At 71.0% G+C, this 19,107-nt stretch carries 18 protein-coding genes; 6 read left to right on the top strand and 12 right to left on the bottom strand.

Annotated elements, in window-relative coordinates:
• Positions 1-96 precede the first annotated feature (96 nt).
• Positions 97-2,526 carry a beta-glucosidase H gene (locus ACZ5XS_RS27585; RefSeq protein ID WP_468655677.1) on the top strand — a complete coding sequence of 810 codons (2,430 nt, stop codon included), beginning with the start codon at positions 97-99 and terminating at the stop codon, positions 2,524-2,526.
• 103 nt (positions 2,527-2,629) lie between these two features.
• Here the strand turns inward: ACZ5XS_RS27585 and ACZ5XS_RS27580 are convergent, their stop codons facing one another.
• Positions 2,630-3,601, bottom strand: coding sequence for an aldose epimerase family protein (locus ACZ5XS_RS27580; protein ID WP_468655675.1), 972 nt, complete (start codon positions 3,599-3,601; stop codon positions 2,630-2,632).
• Positions 3,602-3,630: 29 nt separating this feature from the next.
• Complete coding sequence (locus tag ACZ5XS_RS27575; protein ID WP_468655674.1) at positions 3,631-4,530, bottom strand: SGNH/GDSL hydrolase family protein; 900 nt, start codon at positions 4,528-4,530, stop codon at positions 3,631-3,633.
• Positions 4,531-4,819: 289 nt separating this feature from the next.
• On the opposite strand from ACZ5XS_RS27575, the gene ACZ5XS_RS27570 reads away from it, so the two are divergent.
• Entirely contained in the window at positions 4,820-5,314 is a 495-nt protein-coding gene (locus ACZ5XS_RS27570) for a DUF3145 domain-containing protein (RefSeq protein ID WP_468655672.1), read from the top strand.
• An 80-nt stretch (positions 5,315-5,394) separates the two neighbouring features.
• Here ACZ5XS_RS27570 and fabF read toward each other — a convergent pair whose 3' ends face one another.
• The 5 genes from fabF to ACZ5XS_RS27545 all read right to left on the bottom strand — a co-directional run bounded on the left by fabF (position 5,395) and on the right by ACZ5XS_RS27545 (position 10,348).
• The gene (gene fabF / locus ACZ5XS_RS27565; RefSeq protein WP_468655670.1) at positions 5,395-6,666 is read right to left on the bottom strand and encodes a beta-ketoacyl-ACP synthase II; all 1,272 of its coding nucleotides are present in this window, start codon (positions 6,664-6,666) and stop codon (positions 5,395-5,397) included.
• A 79-nt stretch (positions 6,667-6,745) separates the two neighbouring features.
• On the bottom strand, positions 6,746-6,994 hold the full coding sequence (locus ACZ5XS_RS27560) for an acyl carrier protein (protein ID WP_351909107.1): 249 nt from the start codon (positions 6,992-6,994) through the stop codon (positions 6,746-6,748).
• 101 nt (positions 6,995-7,095) lie between these two features.
• A complete protein-coding gene (locus tag ACZ5XS_RS27555) occupies positions 7,096-8,097 on the bottom strand; it encodes a ketoacyl-ACP synthase III (RefSeq protein ID WP_217240546.1) in 1,002 nt (333 codons plus the stop codon).
• 17 nt (positions 8,098-8,114) lie between these two features.
• The gene (locus ACZ5XS_RS27550; RefSeq protein WP_468655667.1) at positions 8,115-9,053 is read right to left on the bottom strand and encodes an ACP S-malonyltransferase; all 939 of its coding nucleotides are present in this window, start codon (positions 9,051-9,053) and stop codon (positions 8,115-8,117) included.
• 89 nt (positions 9,054-9,142) lie between these two features.
• The gene (locus ACZ5XS_RS27545; RefSeq protein WP_468655665.1) at positions 9,143-10,348 is read right to left on the bottom strand and encodes a PucR family transcriptional regulator; all 1,206 of its coding nucleotides are present in this window, start codon (positions 10,346-10,348) and stop codon (positions 9,143-9,145) included.
• Positions 10,349-10,421: 73 nt separating this feature from the next.
• Between ACZ5XS_RS27545 and ACZ5XS_RS27540 the strand changes: the two genes are divergently transcribed.
• Positions 10,422-11,075, top strand: coding sequence for a pirin family protein (locus ACZ5XS_RS27540; RefSeq protein ID WP_468655823.1), 654 nt, complete (start codon positions 10,422-10,424; stop codon positions 11,073-11,075).
• 197 nt (positions 11,076-11,272) lie between these two features.
• Here ACZ5XS_RS27540 and ACZ5XS_RS27535 read toward each other — a convergent pair whose 3' ends face one another.
• Both ACZ5XS_RS27535 and ACZ5XS_RS27530 read right to left on the bottom strand, forming a co-directional pair.
• Complete coding sequence (locus ACZ5XS_RS27535) at positions 11,273-12,094, bottom strand: serine hydrolase domain-containing protein (RefSeq protein WP_468655663.1); 822 nt, start codon at positions 12,092-12,094, stop codon at positions 11,273-11,275.
• A gap of 19 nt (positions 12,095-12,113) precedes the next feature.
• Positions 12,114-12,587, bottom strand: coding sequence for a GNAT family N-acetyltransferase (locus tag ACZ5XS_RS27530; protein WP_468655661.1), 474 nt, complete (start codon positions 12,585-12,587; stop codon positions 12,114-12,116).
• A 96-nt stretch (positions 12,588-12,683) separates the two neighbouring features.
• Between ACZ5XS_RS27530 and ACZ5XS_RS27525 the strand changes: the two genes are divergently transcribed.
• Both ACZ5XS_RS27525 and ACZ5XS_RS27520 read left to right on the top strand, forming a co-directional pair.
• Complete coding sequence (locus ACZ5XS_RS27525; protein ID WP_468655659.1) at positions 12,684-13,148, top strand: MerR family transcriptional regulator; 465 nt, start codon at positions 12,684-12,686, stop codon at positions 13,146-13,148.
• Entirely contained in the window at positions 13,148-14,164 is a 1,017-nt protein-coding gene (locus ACZ5XS_RS27520) for an aldo/keto reductase (RefSeq protein WP_468655657.1), read from the top strand. The genes ACZ5XS_RS27525 and ACZ5XS_RS27520 overlap by 1 nt, the downstream gene beginning before the upstream one ends.
• A 68-nt stretch (positions 14,165-14,232) precedes the next feature.
• Here ACZ5XS_RS27520 and ACZ5XS_RS27515 read toward each other — a convergent pair whose 3' ends face one another.
• The 3 genes from ACZ5XS_RS27515 to ACZ5XS_RS27505 all read right to left on the bottom strand — a co-directional run bounded on the left by ACZ5XS_RS27515 (position 14,233) and on the right by ACZ5XS_RS27505 (position 17,110).
• A complete protein-coding gene (locus tag ACZ5XS_RS27515; protein ID WP_468655821.1) occupies positions 14,233-15,090 on the bottom strand; it encodes a DUF4429 domain-containing protein in 858 nt (285 codons plus the stop codon).
• A gap of 57 nt (positions 15,091-15,147) precedes the next feature.
• Complete coding sequence (locus tag ACZ5XS_RS27510) at positions 15,148-16,368, bottom strand: alpha/beta hydrolase (protein WP_468655655.1); 1,221 nt, start codon at positions 16,366-16,368, stop codon at positions 15,148-15,150.
• Positions 16,369-16,468: 100 nt separating this feature from the next.
• The gene (locus ACZ5XS_RS27505) at positions 16,469-17,110 is read right to left on the bottom strand and encodes a TetR family transcriptional regulator (RefSeq protein WP_468655653.1); all 642 of its coding nucleotides are present in this window, start codon (positions 17,108-17,110) and stop codon (positions 16,469-16,471) included.
• Positions 17,111-17,205: 95 nt separating this feature from the next.
• On the opposite strand from ACZ5XS_RS27505, the gene ACZ5XS_RS27500 reads away from it, so the two are divergent.
• Positions 17,206-18,825, top strand: coding sequence for an MFS transporter (locus ACZ5XS_RS27500; RefSeq protein WP_468655651.1), 1,620 nt, complete (start codon positions 17,206-17,208; stop codon positions 18,823-18,825).
• Positions 18,826-19,107 lie beyond the last annotated feature (282 nt).

Below are 19,107 nucleotides of genomic sequence, written 5' to 3'. Positions count from 1 at the left end.
AGGCATATATAACGGCAGAATAACGAAACCTACCACTCTACAGGTGGGCGAGGCAGGATGAGAGGACCGCACGGACTTCAACGAGGAGGCACCGCCATGGCGGGAACCCCGACATCCCCGGACCTGGAGGCGGCCGTGGAGGCGGCCCTGAGCCGGCTCGACCTGGACGCCAAGGCCCGGCTGCTGGCCGGCCAGGACGCATGGTCCCTGCCCGCCCTGCCGGAGATCGGCCTGCAGTCCCTCGTCATGTCGGACGGCCCCATCGGCGTCCGCGGCGTGCGCTGGACCGCCGACGACCCGTCCATCGCGCTGCCCTCCCCGACCGCGCTGGCCGCCACCTGGGACCCGGAGCTCGCCCGCCGCGCCGGCGTCCTGCTCGCCCAGGAGGCCCGCCGCAAGGGCGTCCACGTCCTGCTCGCCCCCACGGTCAACCTGCACCGCTCCCCGCTCGGCGGCCGCCACTTCGAGGCGTACAGCGAGGACCCGTACCTCACGGGCCTGATCGGCTCCGGCTACGTGGCCGGGGTCCAGTCCGGCGGCGTCGGCACCACCGTCAAGCACTTCGTCGCCAACGACGCCGAGACCGACCGCTTCACGGTGAACAACCTGCTCAGCGAGCGCACCCTGCGCGAGCTGTACCTCGCCCCCTTCGAGGCGATCGTCGCGAACGCCCACCCCTGGGGCATCATGACCGCCTACAACTCGGTCAACGGCACGACGATGACCGAGCACCACCACCTAGTGAACGAGATCCTGCGCGGCGAATGGGGCTTCGACGGCTTCAACGTCTCCGACTGGACCGCCGCCCGCTCCACCACCGCCGCCATCAGCGGCGGCCTGGACGTGGCCATGCCGGGCCCGCACACCGTCTACGGCGACGCGCTCGCCCAGGCCGTACGCGACGGCGAGGTGGACGAGGCCAAGGTCGACGGCGCCATCCGCAACGTCCTGCGGCTCGCCGCCCGCGTCGGCATCCTGGAGGGCGCCGAGCCGGCCGTCACCGAACTGCCCGGCACCGTCGACGGCGAGGCCCTGGCCCGCGAGATCGCCCACCGCTCCTTCGTCCTGGTGCGCAACGAGAACCAGGCACTTCCGCTGAAGCCGGGGACGGTCGCCCTCATCGGTGCCGCCGCCCGCGACGCCCGCGTCCTCGGCGGCGGCTCCGCCACCGTCTTCCCGGCACGGATCGTCTCCCCGCTCGACGGCCTCACCGCCGCCCTTTCCGAAGGCGCCCTCACCTACGCCGTCGGCGCCGACCCGAACACCGAACTCGCCGTCGCGGAGAAGGGCTTCGAGCTGCGGGCCGTCTGCCGCGACGCCGACGGCCAGGTCATCGGCACCGCCTCCGCGCCGAACGGCCAGCTCCAGTGGATGGGCGATGACCTTCCCGAGGGCGTCACGCACGACCGTCTCCACACCGTCAAGCTGACCGGCATCTTCACCCCGCGCGACAGCGGCGCCCACACCTTCGGCATCAAGGGCCTCGGCGCCTTCACCCTGCGCGTCGACGGCACCACCTACTACGACGACGTCCAACGCCCCGCCAATGACGACCCGTTCCTCACCTTCTTCGGCGCCCCCGAGCCCCGCGCGCGGGTCGAACTCACCGCGGGCCGCCCGGTCGAGGTCTCCCTCACCCACGTCGTCCAGCTGCCCGACGGCCTCCCGATGAAGGTCCTCTCCTTCGCCCTCGCCCACCAGGAACCGCAGCGCGACCCCGACGAGCTGATCGCCGAGGCGGTCGAGGCCGCCCGCGCCGCCGACACCGCCGTCGTCGTGGTCGCCACCACCGAACGCGTCGAGTCCGAGGGCTTCGACCGCACCGACCTCACCCTCCCCGGCCGCCAGGACGACCTGGTCCGCGCGGTCGCCGCCGCCAACCCGAACACGGTCGTGGTCGTCAACGCCGGTTCCCCGGTCGAACTGCCCTGGCGCGACGAGGTGGCCGCCGTCCTGCTGAGCTGGTTCCCCGGCCAGGAGGGCGGCGACGCCCTCGCCGACGTGCTGACCGGCGTCCACGAACCCGGCGGGCGCCTCCCCAGCACCTGGGGCAGCCTCGCCGACGCCCCGGTCACCCAGGTCGTCCCGGACCACGGCGAGATCCCGTACAGCGAGGGCGTCTTCATCGGCTACCCGGCCTGGGAGAAGCAGGGCCGCACCCCCGCGTACCCCTTCGGCCACGGCCTCGGCTACACCGACTGGACCTACGAGTCGGTCGAGGTGCGGGGCACCACCGTCCGGGTCCGCCTGCGCAACTCGGGCACCCGCCCCGGCCGCGAGGTCGTCCAGGTCTACCTGGCCCCCGGCGATCCCGACGCCGGGCGCCCGGCCCGCAGGCTGGCCGGCTTCGCCGGGGTGGCCGCCGCCGCGGGCGAGACCGTCGAGGCCACCGTGGAGATCCCGCGCCGCGCCTTCGAGGTCTGGGACGACGAGGAGGGGTCCTGGTCGTTTGTGAAGGGTTCGTACGAGATCCAGGTGAGCCGCTCGATCTCGGACCGCCGGCTCACCGCGACGATTAACGTCTGATCCGGGACAGGTTTCCCCACGACCAGCCCCGGCCCGGGTCCTGACCCCTGGGCCGGGGCTCATGACGTCCAACGCGCGAAGAGAACGTCCGACGGCGGAACGTCTAACGGACCGAGAACCCGTACACCGTCTCCGACCGGTACACCTCGCCCGGCCGCAGCACCGTGCCCGGGAACTCCGGGCGGTTGGGGGAGTCCGGGAAGTGCTGGGTCTCCAGCGCGATGCCGTCGCCGGGGGCGAAGGGCTCGCCGAGGTGGTCCGCGGTGTACAGCTGGAGGCCGGGCTCGGTGGTCGCCACGGTGAGGACCCGGCCGGACGCGAGCTCGTGCAGCTCGGCGACCTCGACAGGCGTCCGCGTCAGGCCCTTGTCGAGCACGAAGTTGTGGTCGTACCCGGATCCGACCTTCCGCGCCTCCCGGAAGTCGAAGCGCGTGTCCGCCACCTCCTCCAGGACCCCGGTCGGGATCAGGTCCGCGTCCACCGGGGTGAACCGGGAGGCGGCGATCCGCAGTTCGTGCCCGCCCGCGTTCCCCGACCCGCCGAGGTTGAAGTAGCTGTGGTTGGTCAGGTTCACGATGGTCGGCGCGTCGGTGACCGCCTCGTACGCGATCAGCAGCGCACCGGACTCCTCCAGCGTGTACGTCGCCGAGACCTCCACGCGCCCCGGGAAGCCCTCCTCGCCGTGAGCGGCGACCCGGCTCAGCCGCACGCCGTGCTCGACCGGCGCCACGTCCCACACCCGCTTGTCGAAGCCGCGCTCGCCGCCGTGCAGGGAGTTGGGCGGGTTGTTGCGCGCGAGCGCGTACGTCCGGCCGTCCAGCGGGAAGCGGCCGCCCGCGATCCGGTTCGCGTACCGCCCGACCAGGGCGCCCAAGTAGGGGTCCGGGTGGGTGACATAGCCGTCGAGATCCCCGAACCCCAGCACCACGTTCCCGGCGCGCCCCTCCCGGTCCGGGACCTCCACCGACTGCACGATCCCGCCGTACGACAGGACCCGCACGCGCACCCCCGCCCGCTCCAGGGTCCAGCGCTGAACAGGAGTGCCGTCGGAAAGTGTTCCGAAGAGTTCGTTCATGTTCGGAACCCTAAGTCACGAACCGGGCGTCACGCCTTCTTGCCCGTCACCGTGCGAAAGGCGATTTCCGCGAGCCGCGCCTGGCCGTTCACGCTCGGGTGGAACCAGTCCCACTGGCTCAGCTGGGCGGTGCCGAAGCGGAAGGCGTAGACCGCGCCCCCGTCGAAGCGACAGTGGCGGTCCTCCGCGCAGACCTCCTCCAGCACCTCGTTGTAGTCCTCCACCCGCTGCTGCACGGTGTTGCGCCGCTCGGTCGCCGTCGCGTCCAGGGCGTCCGGATCGGCCAGCATCGACGGGCACAGGCCCAGCTTCCACACCTGCTTGCCCGTCGGGCTGGTACGGCCCTCGGACCACAACCGCTTCAGGTTCGGCACGCTCGCCACGTACACCTGCGCCTTGGGGGAAGCCTTGCGCAGCGTGTTCATCGCGTCCTCGAAGTCGGCGCGGAAGCCGGCCACGGACGTCATCGCCGAGGTGCTGGACCGGCAGGCGTCGTTCGCCCCCACCATCACCGCCACCAGCCCGGGCTTCCTCGTCGCCGCCTGAGCCATCTGACCGGGCAGGTCCGCCATCCGCGCTCCGGTCACGGCGTAGTTCCAACTCCGCTCGGCCGCCTTCGCCTTCCCCAGCAGCCGTACGGCGAGACTGTCGACCTTGGCGCTGCTGCCCGTCGCCCACGACACCTCGGGGCAGTCCGACAGCACCGAGCACGCGTCGAAACCGCGGGTGATGGAGTCCCCGACGGCGGCGACCGACGCCGGGCTGCTGTCCCAGGCCGGCGTCGGCTTCGGGGACGGCTTCGCCTTCTGCGCCCCGGTGCCGCTCGGCCCCGGCGAGTTGCCACCGACGGCGTCACAGCCGGTGACGCCCAGGACGGCCGCGGCCAGGACGGCGAGAACGGCGCGCGAGCGTTGTCCCTGCTTCCGCATCCGGTGGTGATCCCCTCGATCGTCGGGTGCTGCGTGGTCGGGTGATGACATGAAACGTGGAAAAGGTCGTCCGTCCATAACAACGCGCGGGAGTTCCCGGCGGCCGCCACGCAACGCTTCGCACCCGAACCAGCGTCCTGCCGGGTGAATGGCGGGGGTTTCACGGCACTGGGACCGACGGTACGTCACACTCCTTGCGCCGCCGCACGGTAGCCTCGCCATCAACGTGGCTGCCCGGCCACTGCCGTCCGCCAGTTCGCAAGATGTCCCGCTCTGCCCGGAGGTCCCGGTGACGACACGTGGAGTTCTGTACGTGCACTCCGCGCCGCGCGCGCTGTGCCCGCACGTCGAGTGGGCCGTCGCCGGGGTGCTCGGCACACGCGTCAACCTCGACTGGATCCGGCAGCCCGCCGCGCCCGGCACCTGGCGCTCGGAGTTCTCCTGGCAGGCCCAGGCCGGCACCGCCTCCAAGCTGGCCTCCGCGCTGAGAGGCTGGCACCTCCTGCGCTTCGAGGTCACCGCCGAGCCCTGCGCCACCGCCGAGGGCGAGCGCTACAGCTGCACCCCCGGCCTCGGCATCTTCCACGCCGTGACCGGCATCCACGGCGACATCCTCATCCCCGAGGACCGGCTGAGGGCTGCTCTCGTCCGTTCCCAGCGGGGAGAGACGGACTTGGAGGCGGAACTGTCCAAGCTCCTGGGCAAGCCGTGGGACGACGAGCTGGAGCCGTTCAGGTACGCGGGCGAGGGCGCGCCGGTCCGCTGGCTCCACCAGGTGGTGTGAGGCTTCCAGGGGCGCACACCAAAACGGCGAGTGGCCCGACCCCGACCGGGGTTCGGGCCACTCGCCGTTCACGGCAGAGATCAGACCGTACGGAACGCCAGCACCACGTTGTGCCCGCCGAAGCCGAACGAGTCGTTCAGCGCGGCGATACGGCCCTCGACCGGCAGCTTCCGGGCCTCGTTGCGCACGATGTCGGCGTTGGCCTCGGCCTCCGGGTCGAGGTTCTCGACGTTGATGGTCGGCGGGGCGATCCGGTGGTACAGGGCGAGAACCGTCGCCACCGACTCCACACCGCCGGCGCCACCCAGCAGGTGACCGGTCATCGACTTGGTTGCGGAGACCGCCATGTGGTCGGCGTCGTCGCCGAACACCTTGCGCAGCGCCTTCAGCTCGGCCACGTCACCGGCCGGCGTCGAGGTGGCATGCGCGTTGACGTGCATGATCTCGGCCGGATCCAGGTCGGTGCGCTCCAGCAGGTTCTGCAGGGCGTGCGAGATGCCACGCCCCTCCGGCTCCGGCTGCACGATGTCGTGACCGTCGGCGGAGATGCCCTGGCCGACCGCCTCGGCGTACACCCGCGCACCGCGCTTGGCGGCGTGCTCGGCGGACTCCAGGACGATCACGCCGGCGCCCTCGCCCATGACGAAGCCGTCGCGGCCGGTGTCGTAGGGACGCGAGGCGCCCTCGGGGTCGTCGTTGTTCTTGGACATCGCCATCATGTTGCCGAACGCGGCGATGGGCAGCGGGTGGATCGCCGCCTCCGTGCCACCCGCGACGACGACGTCGGCACGGCCGGTACGGATCATCTCGATGGCGTAGCCGATGGCCTCGGCGCCCGACGCGCACGCGGAGACCGGCGTGTGCACGCCCGCACGGGCGCCCACGAGCAGGCCCACGTTGGCGGAGGGGCTGTTCGGCATCAGCATGGGGACGGTGTGCGGGGAGACGCGGCGGACGCCCTTCTCCTTCAGCACGTCGTACTGGTCGAGCAGGGTCGTCACGCCGCCGATGCCGGAGGCGATGACGGCACCGAGCCGGTCGGGGTCGACGGCACTGTCGTCACCCGCCGTCGCGGTGAAACCTGCGTCCGCCCACGCCTCCTTGGCGGCGATCAGCGCGAACTGCGCCGATCGGTCCAGTCGGCGGGCCTGTGGCCGCGGGATGACCTCGGTCGGCTCCACGGCGATCTGAGCGGCGATGCGGACCGCCTGTTCGGCGGCCCACTCCTGCTCCAGGGGCTTGACGCCGGACCTGCCGGCGACCAGGCCCTCCCAGGTAGAGGCTGCGTCGCCACCCAGCGGTGTGGTTGCGCCGATACCGGTGACGACCACGGTGCGATTGGTCGAGCTCACGGGAATTCTTTCTCCAACGGATACGAGGATTCAGCGGCGCCACCGCCGGGTGGCGGGGCCAGGCTCCGGGCCTAGAGGATCAGGCCTGGTTCTTGAGGATGTAGTTGGTCGCGTCGCCGACCGTCTTGAGGTTCTTGACGTCCTCGTCGGGGATCTTGACGTCGAAGCGCTCCTCGGCGGCGACGACGACCTCGACCATGGACAGCGAGTCGACGTCCAGGTCGTCGGTGAAGGACTTGTCCAGCTGGACGTCCTCAACCGGGATGCCGGCGATCTCGTTCACGATGTCGGCGAGACCGGCGACGATCTCTTCCTGAGTGGCGGCCATGTCAGGCGCTCCTTCGTAGTAATCAGAGGGTGTGGCATCCACCGCGTGAGCGGCAGGTGGTGCGTTTCCCGTACCGGACCGCATGATCCGGTACGGAGTGCCTAGGGGAGGGTAACGACCGTCGCGGCGTACACGAGACCCGCCCCGAATCCGATGACGAGCGCGGTGTCGCCGCTCTTCGCCTCGCCGGTCGCCAGAAGCCGCTCCATCGCGAGCGGGATCGAGGCGGCCGAGGTGTTGCCGGTGGTGCGTACGTCACGCGCGACCATGACGTGCTCCGGCAGCTTGAGAGTCTTCACCATCGAGTCGATGATCCGCTCGTTGGCCTGGTGCGGAATGAAGACGTCCAGGTCGTCCGAGCTGATCCCGGCCGCGTCCAGCGCCTGCTGGGCGACCTTCGCCATCTCGAACACGGCCCAGCGGAACACCGCCTGGCCCTCCTGGGTGATCGCCGGGAACTTGGCGACCTCGCCGTCGCGGTAGTCCGTCCACGGCACGGTCTGCTTGATGGTGTCGGACTTGTCGCCCTCCGAGCCCCAGACGGTCGGGCCCATCGCGGGCTCCGCCGAGGGACCCACCACGACCGCACCCGCGCCGTCCCCGAACAGGAAGGCCGTGGCCCGGTCCTCCAGGTCGGTCAGGTCGGACAGCCGCTCCACACCGATGACGAGGACGTACTCCGCCGAGCCCTCGACGACCATGCCCTTGGCGAGGGTGAGGCCGTAGCCGAAGCCCGCGCAGCCCGCCGAGATGTCGAACGCGGCGGCCTTGTCGGTGCCGAGCTTGTCGGCGATCTCGGTGGCGACGGCCGGCGTCTGCTTGAAGTGCGAGACGGTCGAGACGACCACGGCCCCGATCTGCTCGACGGAGATCCCGGCGTCGGCGATCGCCTTGCCGGACGCCTCGATCGACATGGCGGCGACGGTCTCCTCGTCGTTCGCCCAGTGCCGGGTCTCGATGCCGGAGCGCGAGCGGATCCACTCGTCGGAGGAGTCGATCGTCTCGAGGATCACCTCGTTCGGCACGACCCGGGTGGGACGGTAGCCGCCCACACCGAGGATCCGCGCGTACGGGGCGCCCTTGCTGGGCTTGATCTTCGACATGCTCTCCAGGCTCCTTGTCAGGCGCCCGCCGCGTCAGCGGCAGGTGTGGCTGTCTCGGCGATGAGCGCGCGAGCGGCGTCGAGGTCGTCGGGGGTCTTCAGAGCCAGCGTCTTCACGCCGGGCAGCGCACGCTTGGCGAGCCCGGTCAGTGTGCCGCCGGGGCACACCTCGATGAGGGCGGTCACGCCGAGCGCCTTGAAGGTTTCCATGCACAGGTCCCAGCGGACCGGGTTGGCGACCTGGCCGACCAGGCGCGCGACGATCTCGGCGCCCGTGTCGACGGCCTTGCCGTCCTTGTTGGAGACGTAGACGATCTTCGGGTCGGCGGGCGTCAGGGCCTCGGCGGCCTTCGCCAGCGCGTCGACCGCGGGGGCCATGTGGTGCGTGTGGAAGGCGCCTGCCACCTTGAGCGGGACGACCTTGCGGACGCCCTCGGGCTTGTCGTCGTTGAGCACCGCGAGCTGCTCCAGCGTGCCCGCGGCCACGATCTGGCCCGCGCCGTTGACGTTCGCCGGGGTCAGACCGAGCTTCTCCAGGTGCGCGACGCTCACCTCGGGGTCGCCGCCGAGCAGCGCCGACATCCCGGTCTCGGTGACGGCGGCGGCCTCGGCCATCGCCAGGCCCCGCCTGCGTACGAGGGTCAGCGCGGCGGTGTCGTCCAGGACACCCGCGAAGGCGGCGGCGGTGATCTCGCCGACGCTGTGTCCCGCGACGGCGCCCGGCGACACGTCACCGAGTGCCGCGGCGGACAGGATTCCGGCCGCCACGAGGAGCGGCTGGGCGACGGCCGTGTCCCGGATCTCGTCCGCGTCGGCCTGCGTGCCGTAACGGGCGAGGTCCAGTCCGATGACGTCGGACCACGCGGCGACGCGGTCCGCGGCACCGGGGAGTTCGAGCCAGGGGGTCAGGAAGCCGGGCGTCTGGGCGCCCTGGCCGGGAGCGACGAGTACGAGCACTCTCACACTCTCTCTTGTGGACGGCCACTGCCGCCCGTGGGGACAAGGACGAAGAACACGAGGGGGTTTTGTAGACCCCCGACAAAAGGCTAGGTCTGAAGATCCCCGTCGGCCAGACGCCCCAGGATCAGCGCGATCCGCAGCGTGAACGCCGACCGTACATCGGAAGGCGACCAGCCGGTGACGTCAGTCACACGTCGGAGCCGGTAGCGCACGGTGTTGGGGTGGACGAAGAGCATGCGGGCGGCGCCTTCGAGACTGCTCGCCTGTTCGAGATAGACCGCGAGCGTTTCGAGCAGCGCCGAGCCGGCCTCCTCCAGTGGTCTGTAGATCTCCTCCACCAACTGATCACGGGCCGCGGGGTCCCCGGCCATCGCGCGCTCCGGAAGCAGGTCGTCCGCCAGCACCGGCCGCGGGGCGTCCTGCCAGGCAGAACACGCTTTGAGGCCGGCCGCGGCGGCCTGCGCGGAGCGGGTCGCGGCCAGCAGATCCGGTACGACGGGCCCCGCCACCACCGGCCCGGCGGCGAACGGTCCGATCAGCGACTTGGCGACGGCGAGCGGGTTGTCGCTGCCGCCCGCGATGACCACGAGCCGGGCTCCGAGCACCCCCGTAAGAACCTGGAGCTTGGCGTGTCGGGCGGCCCGCCGGATGGCCTCGACGGTCAGTTCGCTGTCACCGTCGGGAGCCGTCCCCAGCACCACGCACACATGCTCGGGGGAGTTCCAGCCGAGGGCGGCGGCCCGGCTGACGGCGCCCTCGTCGGCCTCCCCGCTGAGCACGGCGTTCACGACGAGCGACTCCAGGCGCGCGTCCCAGGCACCGCGTGCCTCGGCGGCCTGGGCGTAGACCTGGGCGGTGGCGAAGGCGATCTCGCGGGCGTACACGAGCAGCGCCTCGCGCAGCACGTTCTCGTCCCCGGGAGCCGCCACCTCGTCGATGGCCGACTCCATGACCTCGATCGTGGTGCGCACCATCTCGACGGTCTGCCGCAGGGTGATGGCCCTGGTCAACTCGCGGGGGGCGGTACCGAAGACGTCGGTGGAGATGGCCTGCGGGGCGTCGGGGTGCCGGAACCACTCGGTGAAGGCGGCGATACCGGCCTGGGCGACGAGCCCGATCCAGGAACGGTTCTCCGGGGGCATCACCCGGTACCACGACAGCGTCTCGTCCATGCGCTGGATGGCCTGCGCGGCGAGACGCCCGGACGACTTCTCCAGCCGCTTCAGGGTCGCGGGGTGCGGGTGGGCGTCGGGCGCGGCGGGATCGCCGGCGTGGGTTTCGGGTTCGGGCACGGGACAAGACTGCCTTATCCGGACGGGAGTACGCGTCCCCGGGTGCCGGGTGAGGACTACGGTGGTGTGCGTGATGGACGTACGGCGTGCCACGGAGCGCTACCGAGGCGGTGACCCGGAGGCCGGAATCGAGTCGCTCCACGCCTTCTCCTTCGGCCCGCACTACGACCCCGGCAACCTCCGCTTCGGCGCGCTGATCGCCTGCAACGAGGAGCGGCTCGCCCCCGGTGCCGGCTTCGACGAGCACCCGCACAGCCACACCGAGATCGTCACCTGGGTGGTCGAGGGCGAACTGACCCACCGCGACTCCACGGGCCACGAGACGGTCGTACGCGCCGGTGACGTCCAGCACCTGAGCTCGGCGGCGGGCGTCCGGCACGTCGAGCGCAACGACGGTCCGGACCCCGTGACCTTCGTCCAGATGTGGCTGGCCCCGCTGGAGCCGGGCGGCGACCCGTCGTACGAGATCGTCCACGGCATCGCGGACTCCACGCCGTACGCCGTCCCCGAGGCGGGCGCGATGCTCCATGTACGGCGCCTGGGGGCGGGGGAGCGGACGGCGGTGCCGGACGCGACGTGCGCGTACGTGCATGTCGTACGCGGTGAAGTGAGCCTGGACGGCGAGGAGTTGGGGCCGGGCGACGCGGCACGGATCACGGACGCGAAGGATCTGGAGGCGGTGGGGGTGACGGGGGCGGAGCTGCTGATCTGGGAGCTGCCAGGCTGACCGGCCTACGTGCCGCCACTGGGGGCTCCGCCCCCAGACCCCCGGACCTATGCCCACCCACCACCCGACTCGGTTTCTTGAAAGGCTGACCTCTCATCCGACCGAGTCGGGTGGTGGGTGGGCGAAGGCCGGGGGTTCCAGGGGGGGCGGAGCCCCCTGGGGACGGGACGGGAAGGGGCGGCGGGGGCGAAAGAGGCTCAGCCCCGCAGCTCCGCCAGCACCGCGTCCGTGAACACCGGCCACGCCTCGACGGCCCAGGGCCCGAACGCACGGTCGGTCAGGGCCACGCAGGCCACCCCCGCGTCCGGGTCGGTCCACAGGAACGTACCCGACTGGCCGAAGTGACCGAAGGTCCGCGGCGAGGACGAAGCGCCCGTCCAGTGCGGCGACTTGCCGTCACGGATCTCGAAGCCCAGCCCCCAGTCGTTCGGGTTCCGGTGGCCGTACCCCGGCAGCACGCCCTTGGTGCCCGGGTACTGGACCGTCATCGCCTCGGCGACCGTGCGGGGGTCCAGCAGCCGCGGCGCCTGGACCTCCGCCGCGAACCGCGCGAGGTCGTCCACGGTGGAGACGCCGTCCTTGGCCGGGGAGCCGTCCAGAGTCGTCGAGACCATCCCCAGCGGCTCCAGCACCGCCTGCCGCAGGTACTCGGCGAACGGGATCTCCGTCGCCTTGGCGATGTGGTCCCCGAGCTGTTCGAACCCGGCGTTGGAGTACAGCCGCCGCTCCCCGGGCGGGGCGGTCACCCGGTGCTCGTCGAAGGCCAGCCCCGAGGTGTGCGCGAGCAGATGACGGACCGTGGCCCCGGGCGGCCCGGCCGGCTCGTCGATCTCGATCGCCCCCTCCTCGTACGCGACGAGGGCTGCGTACGCGGCGAGCGGCTTGGTGACCGAGGCCAGCGGGAACCGCCGCCCGACCGGGCCGTGGGCACCGAGGAGAGTCCCGTCGGCGCGTACGACGGCCGCCGCGGCGGCGGAAACCGGCCAGTTCTCGATCAGGGCAAGGCTCTGCAAGTACATGCCGTCGAGCCTAAGCCGCTCAGAGCGTCAGCCCCATCGCGGGGTCCGGCTTGCGGACGAAGCCGAGTGCGGCGTACAGCGGCTCGGCCTCCGCGGACGCGGTCAGCAGGACCTGGCCGGCGCCCCGCTCACGGAACCAGGCGAGGAGTTCCTCCATGCACGCGCGCGCGTACCCGCGGCGGCGGGCGTCCGGATCGGTGGCGACGCTGAAGACGTACCCGCCGATCCCGCGCGGGTTGCCCGCCTTGCCGATCCGGTAGTCGAGGGTCCCGGCCACCAGCGCCGCCAGCGCGCCCGGCCGCTCGGGATGGTCGACGACGAAGGCCGCGAAGTCCCCGTCGGGCTCGGCCAGCCGGGCCCGCAGCGCCGGCAGGCCCTCCCCGTGCCATTCGGTGTCCCCGGCGTCCGGCCCGGACAGCGAATCGAGCATCACCTGGCGCAGACGCAGAACTTCCCCCGCGTCCTCGGTCGTGGCACGACGTACGAGACTCATGCCCGCACGCTAGCCAGTCGGCCTGGGGAACGTCCTGCCGATTTCTTACCGGTACCGCTTGCTTGGAGTGCACTCCAAGGACCTAGCGTTGCGGTCATGACGGTGATGGAAACCACGGGTACCAGGACCGACAGCTGTGCCGCCCCGGAGCACCGGACCGGTCGACGTCAGGACGGCCGGGACAGCTACACGATCAGCGAGGTCGTCGCGATCACCGGCCTGACCGCGCACACCCTGCGCTGGTACGAGCGCATCGGCCTGATGCCGCACATCGACCGCTCGCACACCGGCCAGCGCCGCTACTGCAACCGCGACCTGGACTGGCTCGACCTCGTCGGCAAGCTCCGGCTGACCGGCATGCCGGTGGCGGACATGGTCCGCTACGCGGAACTGGTCCGCGAGGGCGACCACACCTACACCGACCGCTTCGAGCTGCTGAAGGAGACCCGCGAGGACGTCCTCGCCCGGATCGCGGAACTCCAGGACACGCTCGCGGTCCTCGACCGGAAGATCAATTTCTACGCGGACGCCGGGCGGGCCCTGGCGTCGGAGAGGTCCTGATGACGGACGGCAAGATCCCCGCGGCACGGCTCGGCGACGACGGCCCCGAGGTCGGCGTACAGGGTCTCGGCTGCATGGGCATGAGTTTCGCGTACGGCCCCACGGACGCCGGCGAGTCGCGGGCCACGCTGGAACGCGCCCTGGAACTCGGCGTCACCCTGTACGACACGGCGGACGCGTACGGCGCGGGGGAGAACGAGAGGTTCCTCTCCCCCTTCTTCAAGGCACACCGCGACGAGGTGGTCATCGCCACCAAGTTCGCCCTGGCGATCCCCCCGGACGACCCGACCCGGCGCATCATCCGCAACGACCGGCCCTACATCCGCCAGGCCGTCGAGTCGAGCCTGGAGCGCCTGGACGTCGACGTGATCGACCTCTACTACATGCACCGGCGCGATGTGAACGTGCCGATCGAGGACACCGTCGCCGCCATGGCCGAGCTGGTGCGCGAGGGCAAGGTCAAGCACCTCGGCCTGAGCGAGGTCACGGCCGCCGAGCTGCGCGCCGCGCAGGCCGTCCACCCGATCGCCGCCGTGCAGTCGGAGTGGTCCCTGTTCAGCCGGGACATCGAGGCGAGCGTGGTACCGGCGGCCCGTGAGCTGGGCGTGGCCCTGGTGCCGTACTCCCCGCTCGGCCGCGGCTTCCTCACCGGCTCCTTCGCCAACGCCGACAAGGACCTCACCGCCGACGACTTCCGCCGCCAGCAGCCCCGCTTCACCGGCGAGAACGCCGCCGCCAACGTGGCCCTGCTGGAGCCGGTCCGCACCCTGGCCGAGGCCCACGGGGTGTCGCCGGGTCGGATAGCCCTGGCCTGGGTCCAGCAGCAGGCGTCGGTGCACGGCCTCCCGGTGATCCCGATCCCGGGCACGCGCAAGGTGAGCCGGATCGAGGAGAACACGGCGGCGACGAGGATCGAGCTGACGAAGGACGAGCTGGCGCTCCTGGAGCCGATCGCGGCGAAGGTCGCCGGAGACCGCTACGCGGACATGACGTTCACCTCTGCCGGCAGGGAGTAGAGCAACGCCCTGAGGGGCGCGGGGAACTGCAGGCCGGCCACATCCGGCCCGCACCCGACAACGACCCCTCAGAGCTCGGCCAGCAACTCGGCCTTCTTCACCGAGAACTCCTCGTCCGTCACCAGCCCCGCCTCATGCAGTTCCCCGAGGTGCCGGATCCGCTCGGCGATGTCGGCAGGATCCCGGCGCGACATGGCCGCCGTCGGGACCGCCGGCACCGCGGAGCGGTTCCGGACCGCCGCCAGGACCGCCGCGGCGAACGGCAACGACTCGTGGACGGGCCCGTATCCGAGCCCGAACACCACGGCGGCGGGATCCTGGTCGGCCGGCAGCGGCGAAACCTCCCCGCGCAGCAACCGCAGATGCCCCTCGAACACCTCCGGCGACCGCCACTGAACCCCGGTCAGCTCGGACACCGGGAAACTCTGGTCGCCGGCCTTCCACTTCGCCGACGACGCCCCGGTCCAGAACCACCGGAAGTGCACGGTCCGGCCGTCGAAGGACGCCTTCCCGTCGTACGCCTTGAACTGCAGCGGTACTTCGGGCGCCGGCACCAGGAACCTGTCGGCCGGTCCCGCGTCCTGCTTCAGCTGCGCACGCAGCTCGTCGGCGTAGTACTCGGCGAGCGTCTCCTTCTCGGCGGGCAGCACCAGCCGGTACGGATCGCACCCCTCCTTGAGCTGCCCCTCGGCCGCCTCCATCAACGGATCGGCGCCGGGGCGGGGTTCGGCGCGCAGGACCACCGTCCCGCGTTTGCCGGGCGTGAGCGTCACCCCGGCGAGCGCGTCGAGAGGGACACGTCGTTCCCCCAGCGCCTGGAAGAGCTTGGGTGTTCGCATCCCCCGTTCGTAGCGGATGAGCATGGAGTCGGACTCGAACTCCCAGACGGCATGAAATCCGGCCAGTACGTCACCCATGCGGCTCATCGTATGCGGCACGAGCTCCTTCGTCCCCTCCCCGTACAAACCGCGATTCCTTCTTCTCTACGCGCGTCCGGCAGACGCCGTCGCGGACAAACCCGTCCGGCAGGCTTCGGTATCGCCCGCGCAGTGCACCGAGCGGTATGCGCCAATGCCGATCTCGGCGAAGTTCAGCAGGCTCTCCGTGCCCGGCTCGAAATAGCCGCTGTGCCCGTCAGCGCCCCGCGCCGACAGCACGCGGGCACCGAACGCGGCGGACATCGGGTCCGCCCCGTGGCCGAGCCCTCCGACCTCCAGGTAGGGCACGTCCTGCACCCAGTCCTCGGCGTCCCGCATCGCCCACACCTGGGCGGAGGTGCCGAGCTGGGACGCCTTCGCGACCCGCATCCCGGGGCTGCCGGCCACCGCTATGTCGGCCACCCGGTCCGGCAGAGTGTGCGCGGCGAGGCCGCACAGCACGGAGCCGTAGCTGTGGCAGAACAGGGAGACGGGGGTGCCGCCGGGCAGGGCGCGCACCAGCGCGTTCAGCCGGATCGCGCCGCCCGCCGCGCGCATCGCGGTGGCCGAGTCGATACCGAGCCCGCTGGGCGAGGTGTAGTCGGCCCAGGCGATGACGGCCGTGCGCGTCGACGGGCTCGCCGCTCGCTCGGCCCGGTACAGGGCCGTGGCCATGCCGACCGGCGCGGAGTACTGGCGGGAGGTGCGCTGGAAGGTGAGCAGGTCGGTGTCGACGCCGGGGACGACGACCGAGACCCGCTCCGCCGTGTCCAGATCGCCGAAGACCTCGGCGACCCGGCCGGAGCCGTCGGGGTTGAAGGCGAGGATGTGGCGGCTCTTGCTCATCAGCGAGACGTAGCGGTGCATGCGCCGCCCGGCTTCCCGCTGCCCGTCCGGGGTGAGCCGTACGTCGTGCATGCGGGTGAGCTCGACCTTGCGGGCCTGCCCGAGCGCGATGCGGTTGGCGCGGTAGCGCAGCTCCACGGGAGCGCCGTTCATGTTGCCCACGGCGAGCGGATAGCGCCGGGCGAGGCCGGTGCGCTGCTGCGGGGTGAGCGAGGCGAAGAACCGGGCGAGACGGTGGGGGGACGTCTCCTGCGGGTCCGGGAGCCGGTGCCCGGCGACGCGGCCGTGTTCCCACTCCGAGAGCGAGGTCTGCAGCGCGGTGGAGCTTCGCTGGCTGCGCAGTGCGGTCCAGCCGGTGGTGGCCAGCATCACGAACACCACGGCCAGCGCGAGCAGTGCGCGCCAGACGTTCAGTTGCGGAGAGGTGTCGAAGGAAGTCACTGAAAGGACACACTAGGAGAACGACTGGGTCTCGCGTTAACCAAGTGGCGTGAATCACGTTTGGACAAAGAGGGCACTTCGGGTCATAGTGTGGGCGCCTTCAGGCCGTTCGCCAATTTCCGGCCAGTGCGGGTCCGACCTGCGCGAGATGGGCGACCGTCAGCGCGCGCATCGCCTCGAGGCTGAAGTCCTCGCCCGCGCTCCACTGACGCTCCGTCAGCCGCATCACGCCGCTGAAGACGGCCACCGTCAGCCGGGGGCGCGGGTCGGTGTCCACGTCGAGGCCCTCGCGCTCGGCGAGCACCCGTGCGACGGTCTCCTCGGCCTCCGCGGAGCGACGCAGATGGGCGGCGAGCAGGACGGGCGTCGACTCGATCACCCGGCACATGCGCAAGTGCAGCTCCACCGGTACGACGGCCTCGACGATCTCGTTGAGGCTGTCCCAGCCCTCCAGGACCGCCTGCCGCAGCGCCTCCATCGGAGCCTCGTGCGCGGGACGCTCGCGCACCGACTCGACGAAGCGCTCCACCGTCGTCTCCTGCACCGCGAGCGCGGCCTCCTCCTTGTTCGCGAAGTAGCGGAAGAAGGTGCGCTGCGAGACGTCGACCGCCGCGGTGATGTCGTCGACCGTCGTCTGCTCGTAGCCGCGGCCGGTGAACAGTTCGTGGGCGGCCCGGATCAGCGCGTCGCGGGTGCGCTGCTTCTTGCGCTCGCGCAGGCCCGGCCGTGACGCCGTGGTCATGGGCCACTCCTTGTGGATGACAATCACTGTCCTGACAGTTACCGACTTGTGAATTGGTTTGTCAATTGTCAGTGACTGTCATTAGCCTCGCACGCATGACTAGTCAGACCACCATCGACGCGACGGGGCCGGGGGACAAGGCGCCAACACCCCCGTCGGACCGGTCGCCTGCCAGCGGGCTGCGCGGCCACCCCTGGTTCACCCTCATAACCGTGGCCGTCGGGGTCATGATGGTGGCCCTGGACGGCACCATCGTGGCCATCGCCAACCCGGCCATCCAGTCGGACCTGAAGGCGAGCTTCGCCGACGTCCAGTGGATCACCAACGGCTACTTCCTCGCCCTCGCGGTCTGCCTGATCACCGCGGGCAAGCTCGGTGACCGCTTCGGCCACCGGCAGACCTTCCTGATCGGCGTGGTCGGCTTCGCCGCCGCCTCGGGCGCGATCGGCATGTCCGACAGCATCGCGCTGGTCATCACCTTCCGGGTCCTGCAGGGCCTGTTCGGCGCCCTGCTGATGCCGGCCGCGCTCGGCCTGCTGCGCGCGACCTTCCCGGCCGAGAAGCTCAACATGGCCATCGGCATCTGGGGCATGGTCATCGGCGCCTCCACCGCGGGCGGCCCGATCCTCGGCGGCGTCCTGGTCGAGCACGTCAACTGGCAGTCGGTGTTCTTCATCAACGTGCCGGTCGGCATCCTCGCCGTCGCCCTCGGCGTGGTGATGCTGGTCGACCACCGTGCCGAGAACGCGCCGCGCTCCTTCGACATCCTGGGCATCGCCCTGCTGTCGGCGGCCATGTTCTGCCTGGTGTGGGCGCTCATCAAGGCCCCGGAATGGGGCTGGGGTTCCGGCACGACCTGGGCCTTCCTCCTCGCCGCCGTCGTCGGCTTCGCGGTCTTCGCCTTCTGGGAGACGAAGGTCAAGGAGCCGCTGATCCCGCTGGCGCTGTTCCGCTCGGTCCCGCTGTCGGCGGGTGTCGTCCTCATGGTCCTCATGGCGATCGCCTTCATGGGCGGCCTGTTCTTCGTCACCTTCTATCTGCAGAACGTGCACGGTATGGGTCCGGTCGACGCGGGTCTGCACCTGCTTCCGCTCACCGGGATGATGATCGTCGGCTCCCCGCTGGCGGGCGCGATGATCACCAAGCTGGGCCCGCGCGTGCCGCTGGCCGGCGGTATGGCCGCCGTGGCGATCGCCATGTTCGGGATGTCCACGCTGCAGACGGACACCGGCAGCGCCGTCATGTCCCTCTGGTTCGCCCTGCTGGGCCTCGGACTCGCGCCCGTCATGGTCGGCGCCACCGAGGTCATCGTCGGCAACGCCCCGATGGAGCTCTCCGGGGTCGCCGGCGGACTCCAGCAGGCGGCGATGCAGATCGGCGGCAGCCTCGGTACGGCCGTCCTCGGCGCCGTGATGGCCTCCAAGGTGGACAGCGACCTCGCGGGCAACTGGAAGGACGCGGGGCTCCCCGAGCTCACGCCGGCCCAGCTCGACCAAGCCGCGGAAGCGGTCCAGGTCGGTGTCCCCCCGGTCGCCAAGGGCACGCCGGAGGCGATCGCCACGAAGATCGCCGACGTGGCGCACGACACCTTCATCTCCGGCATGAGCCTGGCGTCCCTGGTCGCCGCCGGAGTCGCGGTCGTCGCCGTCCTGGTCGCACTGCTCACCAAGCGCGGTCAGAACGCGGAGGCGGGCGCGGGCGTCGGGCACATCTGACAACCCGGCGAGTAATAGCCGGAGTTCACCTATCAGGGTGACAACGCTAAAGATCCCTCGCACCCGGTACGCGCCGCGGGCCACAGTGGGTCTGGCCCTCTGTACGGCATGTTCCCCAGGCAAGTTCGGGACGTTCGTACGACGAATGAGGGCGACCGGATCTGCGGCGCGCTGCCGGAGGGGGGCGGCGCGCCGCAAGGCCGGAGAACGCGGCTGCGTAACTCGATCGTGTGATCTTCGGCTTGCAAGGTGTGGTGTTGTGCCGGGAGCGGGTTAGCGTTG

This window comes from Streptomyces sp. NPDC033131, from assembly GCF_055578365.1.
The sequence above is the reverse complement of the archived record's forward strand: the minus strand, read 5'-3'. Positions and strand labels throughout refer to the sequence as shown.

Coding starts and splice junctions, on each gene's coding strand:
- ACZ5XS_RS27585 (WP_468655677.1), top strand. CDS start 97: ATGGCGGGAACCCCGACATCCCCGGACCTGGAGGCGGCCGTGGAGGCG.
- ACZ5XS_RS27580 (WP_468655675.1), bottom strand. CDS start 3,601: ATGAACGAACTCTTCGGAACACTTTCCGACGGCACTCCTGTTCAGCGC.
- ACZ5XS_RS27575 (WP_468655674.1), bottom strand. CDS start 4,530: ATGCGGAAGCAGGGACAACGCTCGCGCGCCGTTCTCGCCGTCCTGGCC.
- ACZ5XS_RS27560 (WP_351909107.1), bottom strand. CDS start 6,994: ATGGCCGCCACTCAGGAAGAGATCGTCGCCGGTCTCGCCGACATCGTG.
- ACZ5XS_RS27555 (WP_217240546.1), bottom strand. CDS start 8,097: ATGTCGAAGATCAAGCCCAGCAAGGGCGCCCCGTACGCGCGGATCCTC.
- ACZ5XS_RS27540 (WP_468655823.1), top strand. CDS start 10,422: ATGGACGTACGGCGTGCCACGGAGCGCTACCGAGGCGGTGACCCGGAG.
- ACZ5XS_RS27535 (WP_468655663.1), bottom strand. CDS start 12,094: ATGTACTTGCAGAGCCTTGCCCTGATCGAGAACTGGCCGGTTTCCGCC.
- ACZ5XS_RS27530 (WP_468655661.1), bottom strand. CDS start 12,587: ATGAGTCTCGTACGTCGTGCCACGACCGAGGACGCGGGGGAAGTTCTG.
- ACZ5XS_RS27525 (WP_468655659.1), top strand. CDS start 12,684: ATGACGGTGATGGAAACCACGGGTACCAGGACCGACAGCTGTGCCGCC.
- ACZ5XS_RS27520 (WP_468655657.1), top strand. CDS start 13,148: ATGACGGACGGCAAGATCCCCGCGGCACGGCTCGGCGACGACGGCCCC.
- ACZ5XS_RS27515 (WP_468655821.1), bottom strand. CDS start 15,090: ATGAGCCGCATGGGTGACGTACTGGCCGGATTTCATGCCGTCTGGGAG.
- ACZ5XS_RS27505 (WP_468655653.1), bottom strand. CDS start 17,110: ATGACCACGGCGTCACGGCCGGGCCTGCGCGAGCGCAAGAAGCAGCGC.
- ACZ5XS_RS27500 (WP_468655651.1), top strand. CDS start 17,206: ATGACTAGTCAGACCACCATCGACGCGACGGGGCCGGGGGACAAGGCG.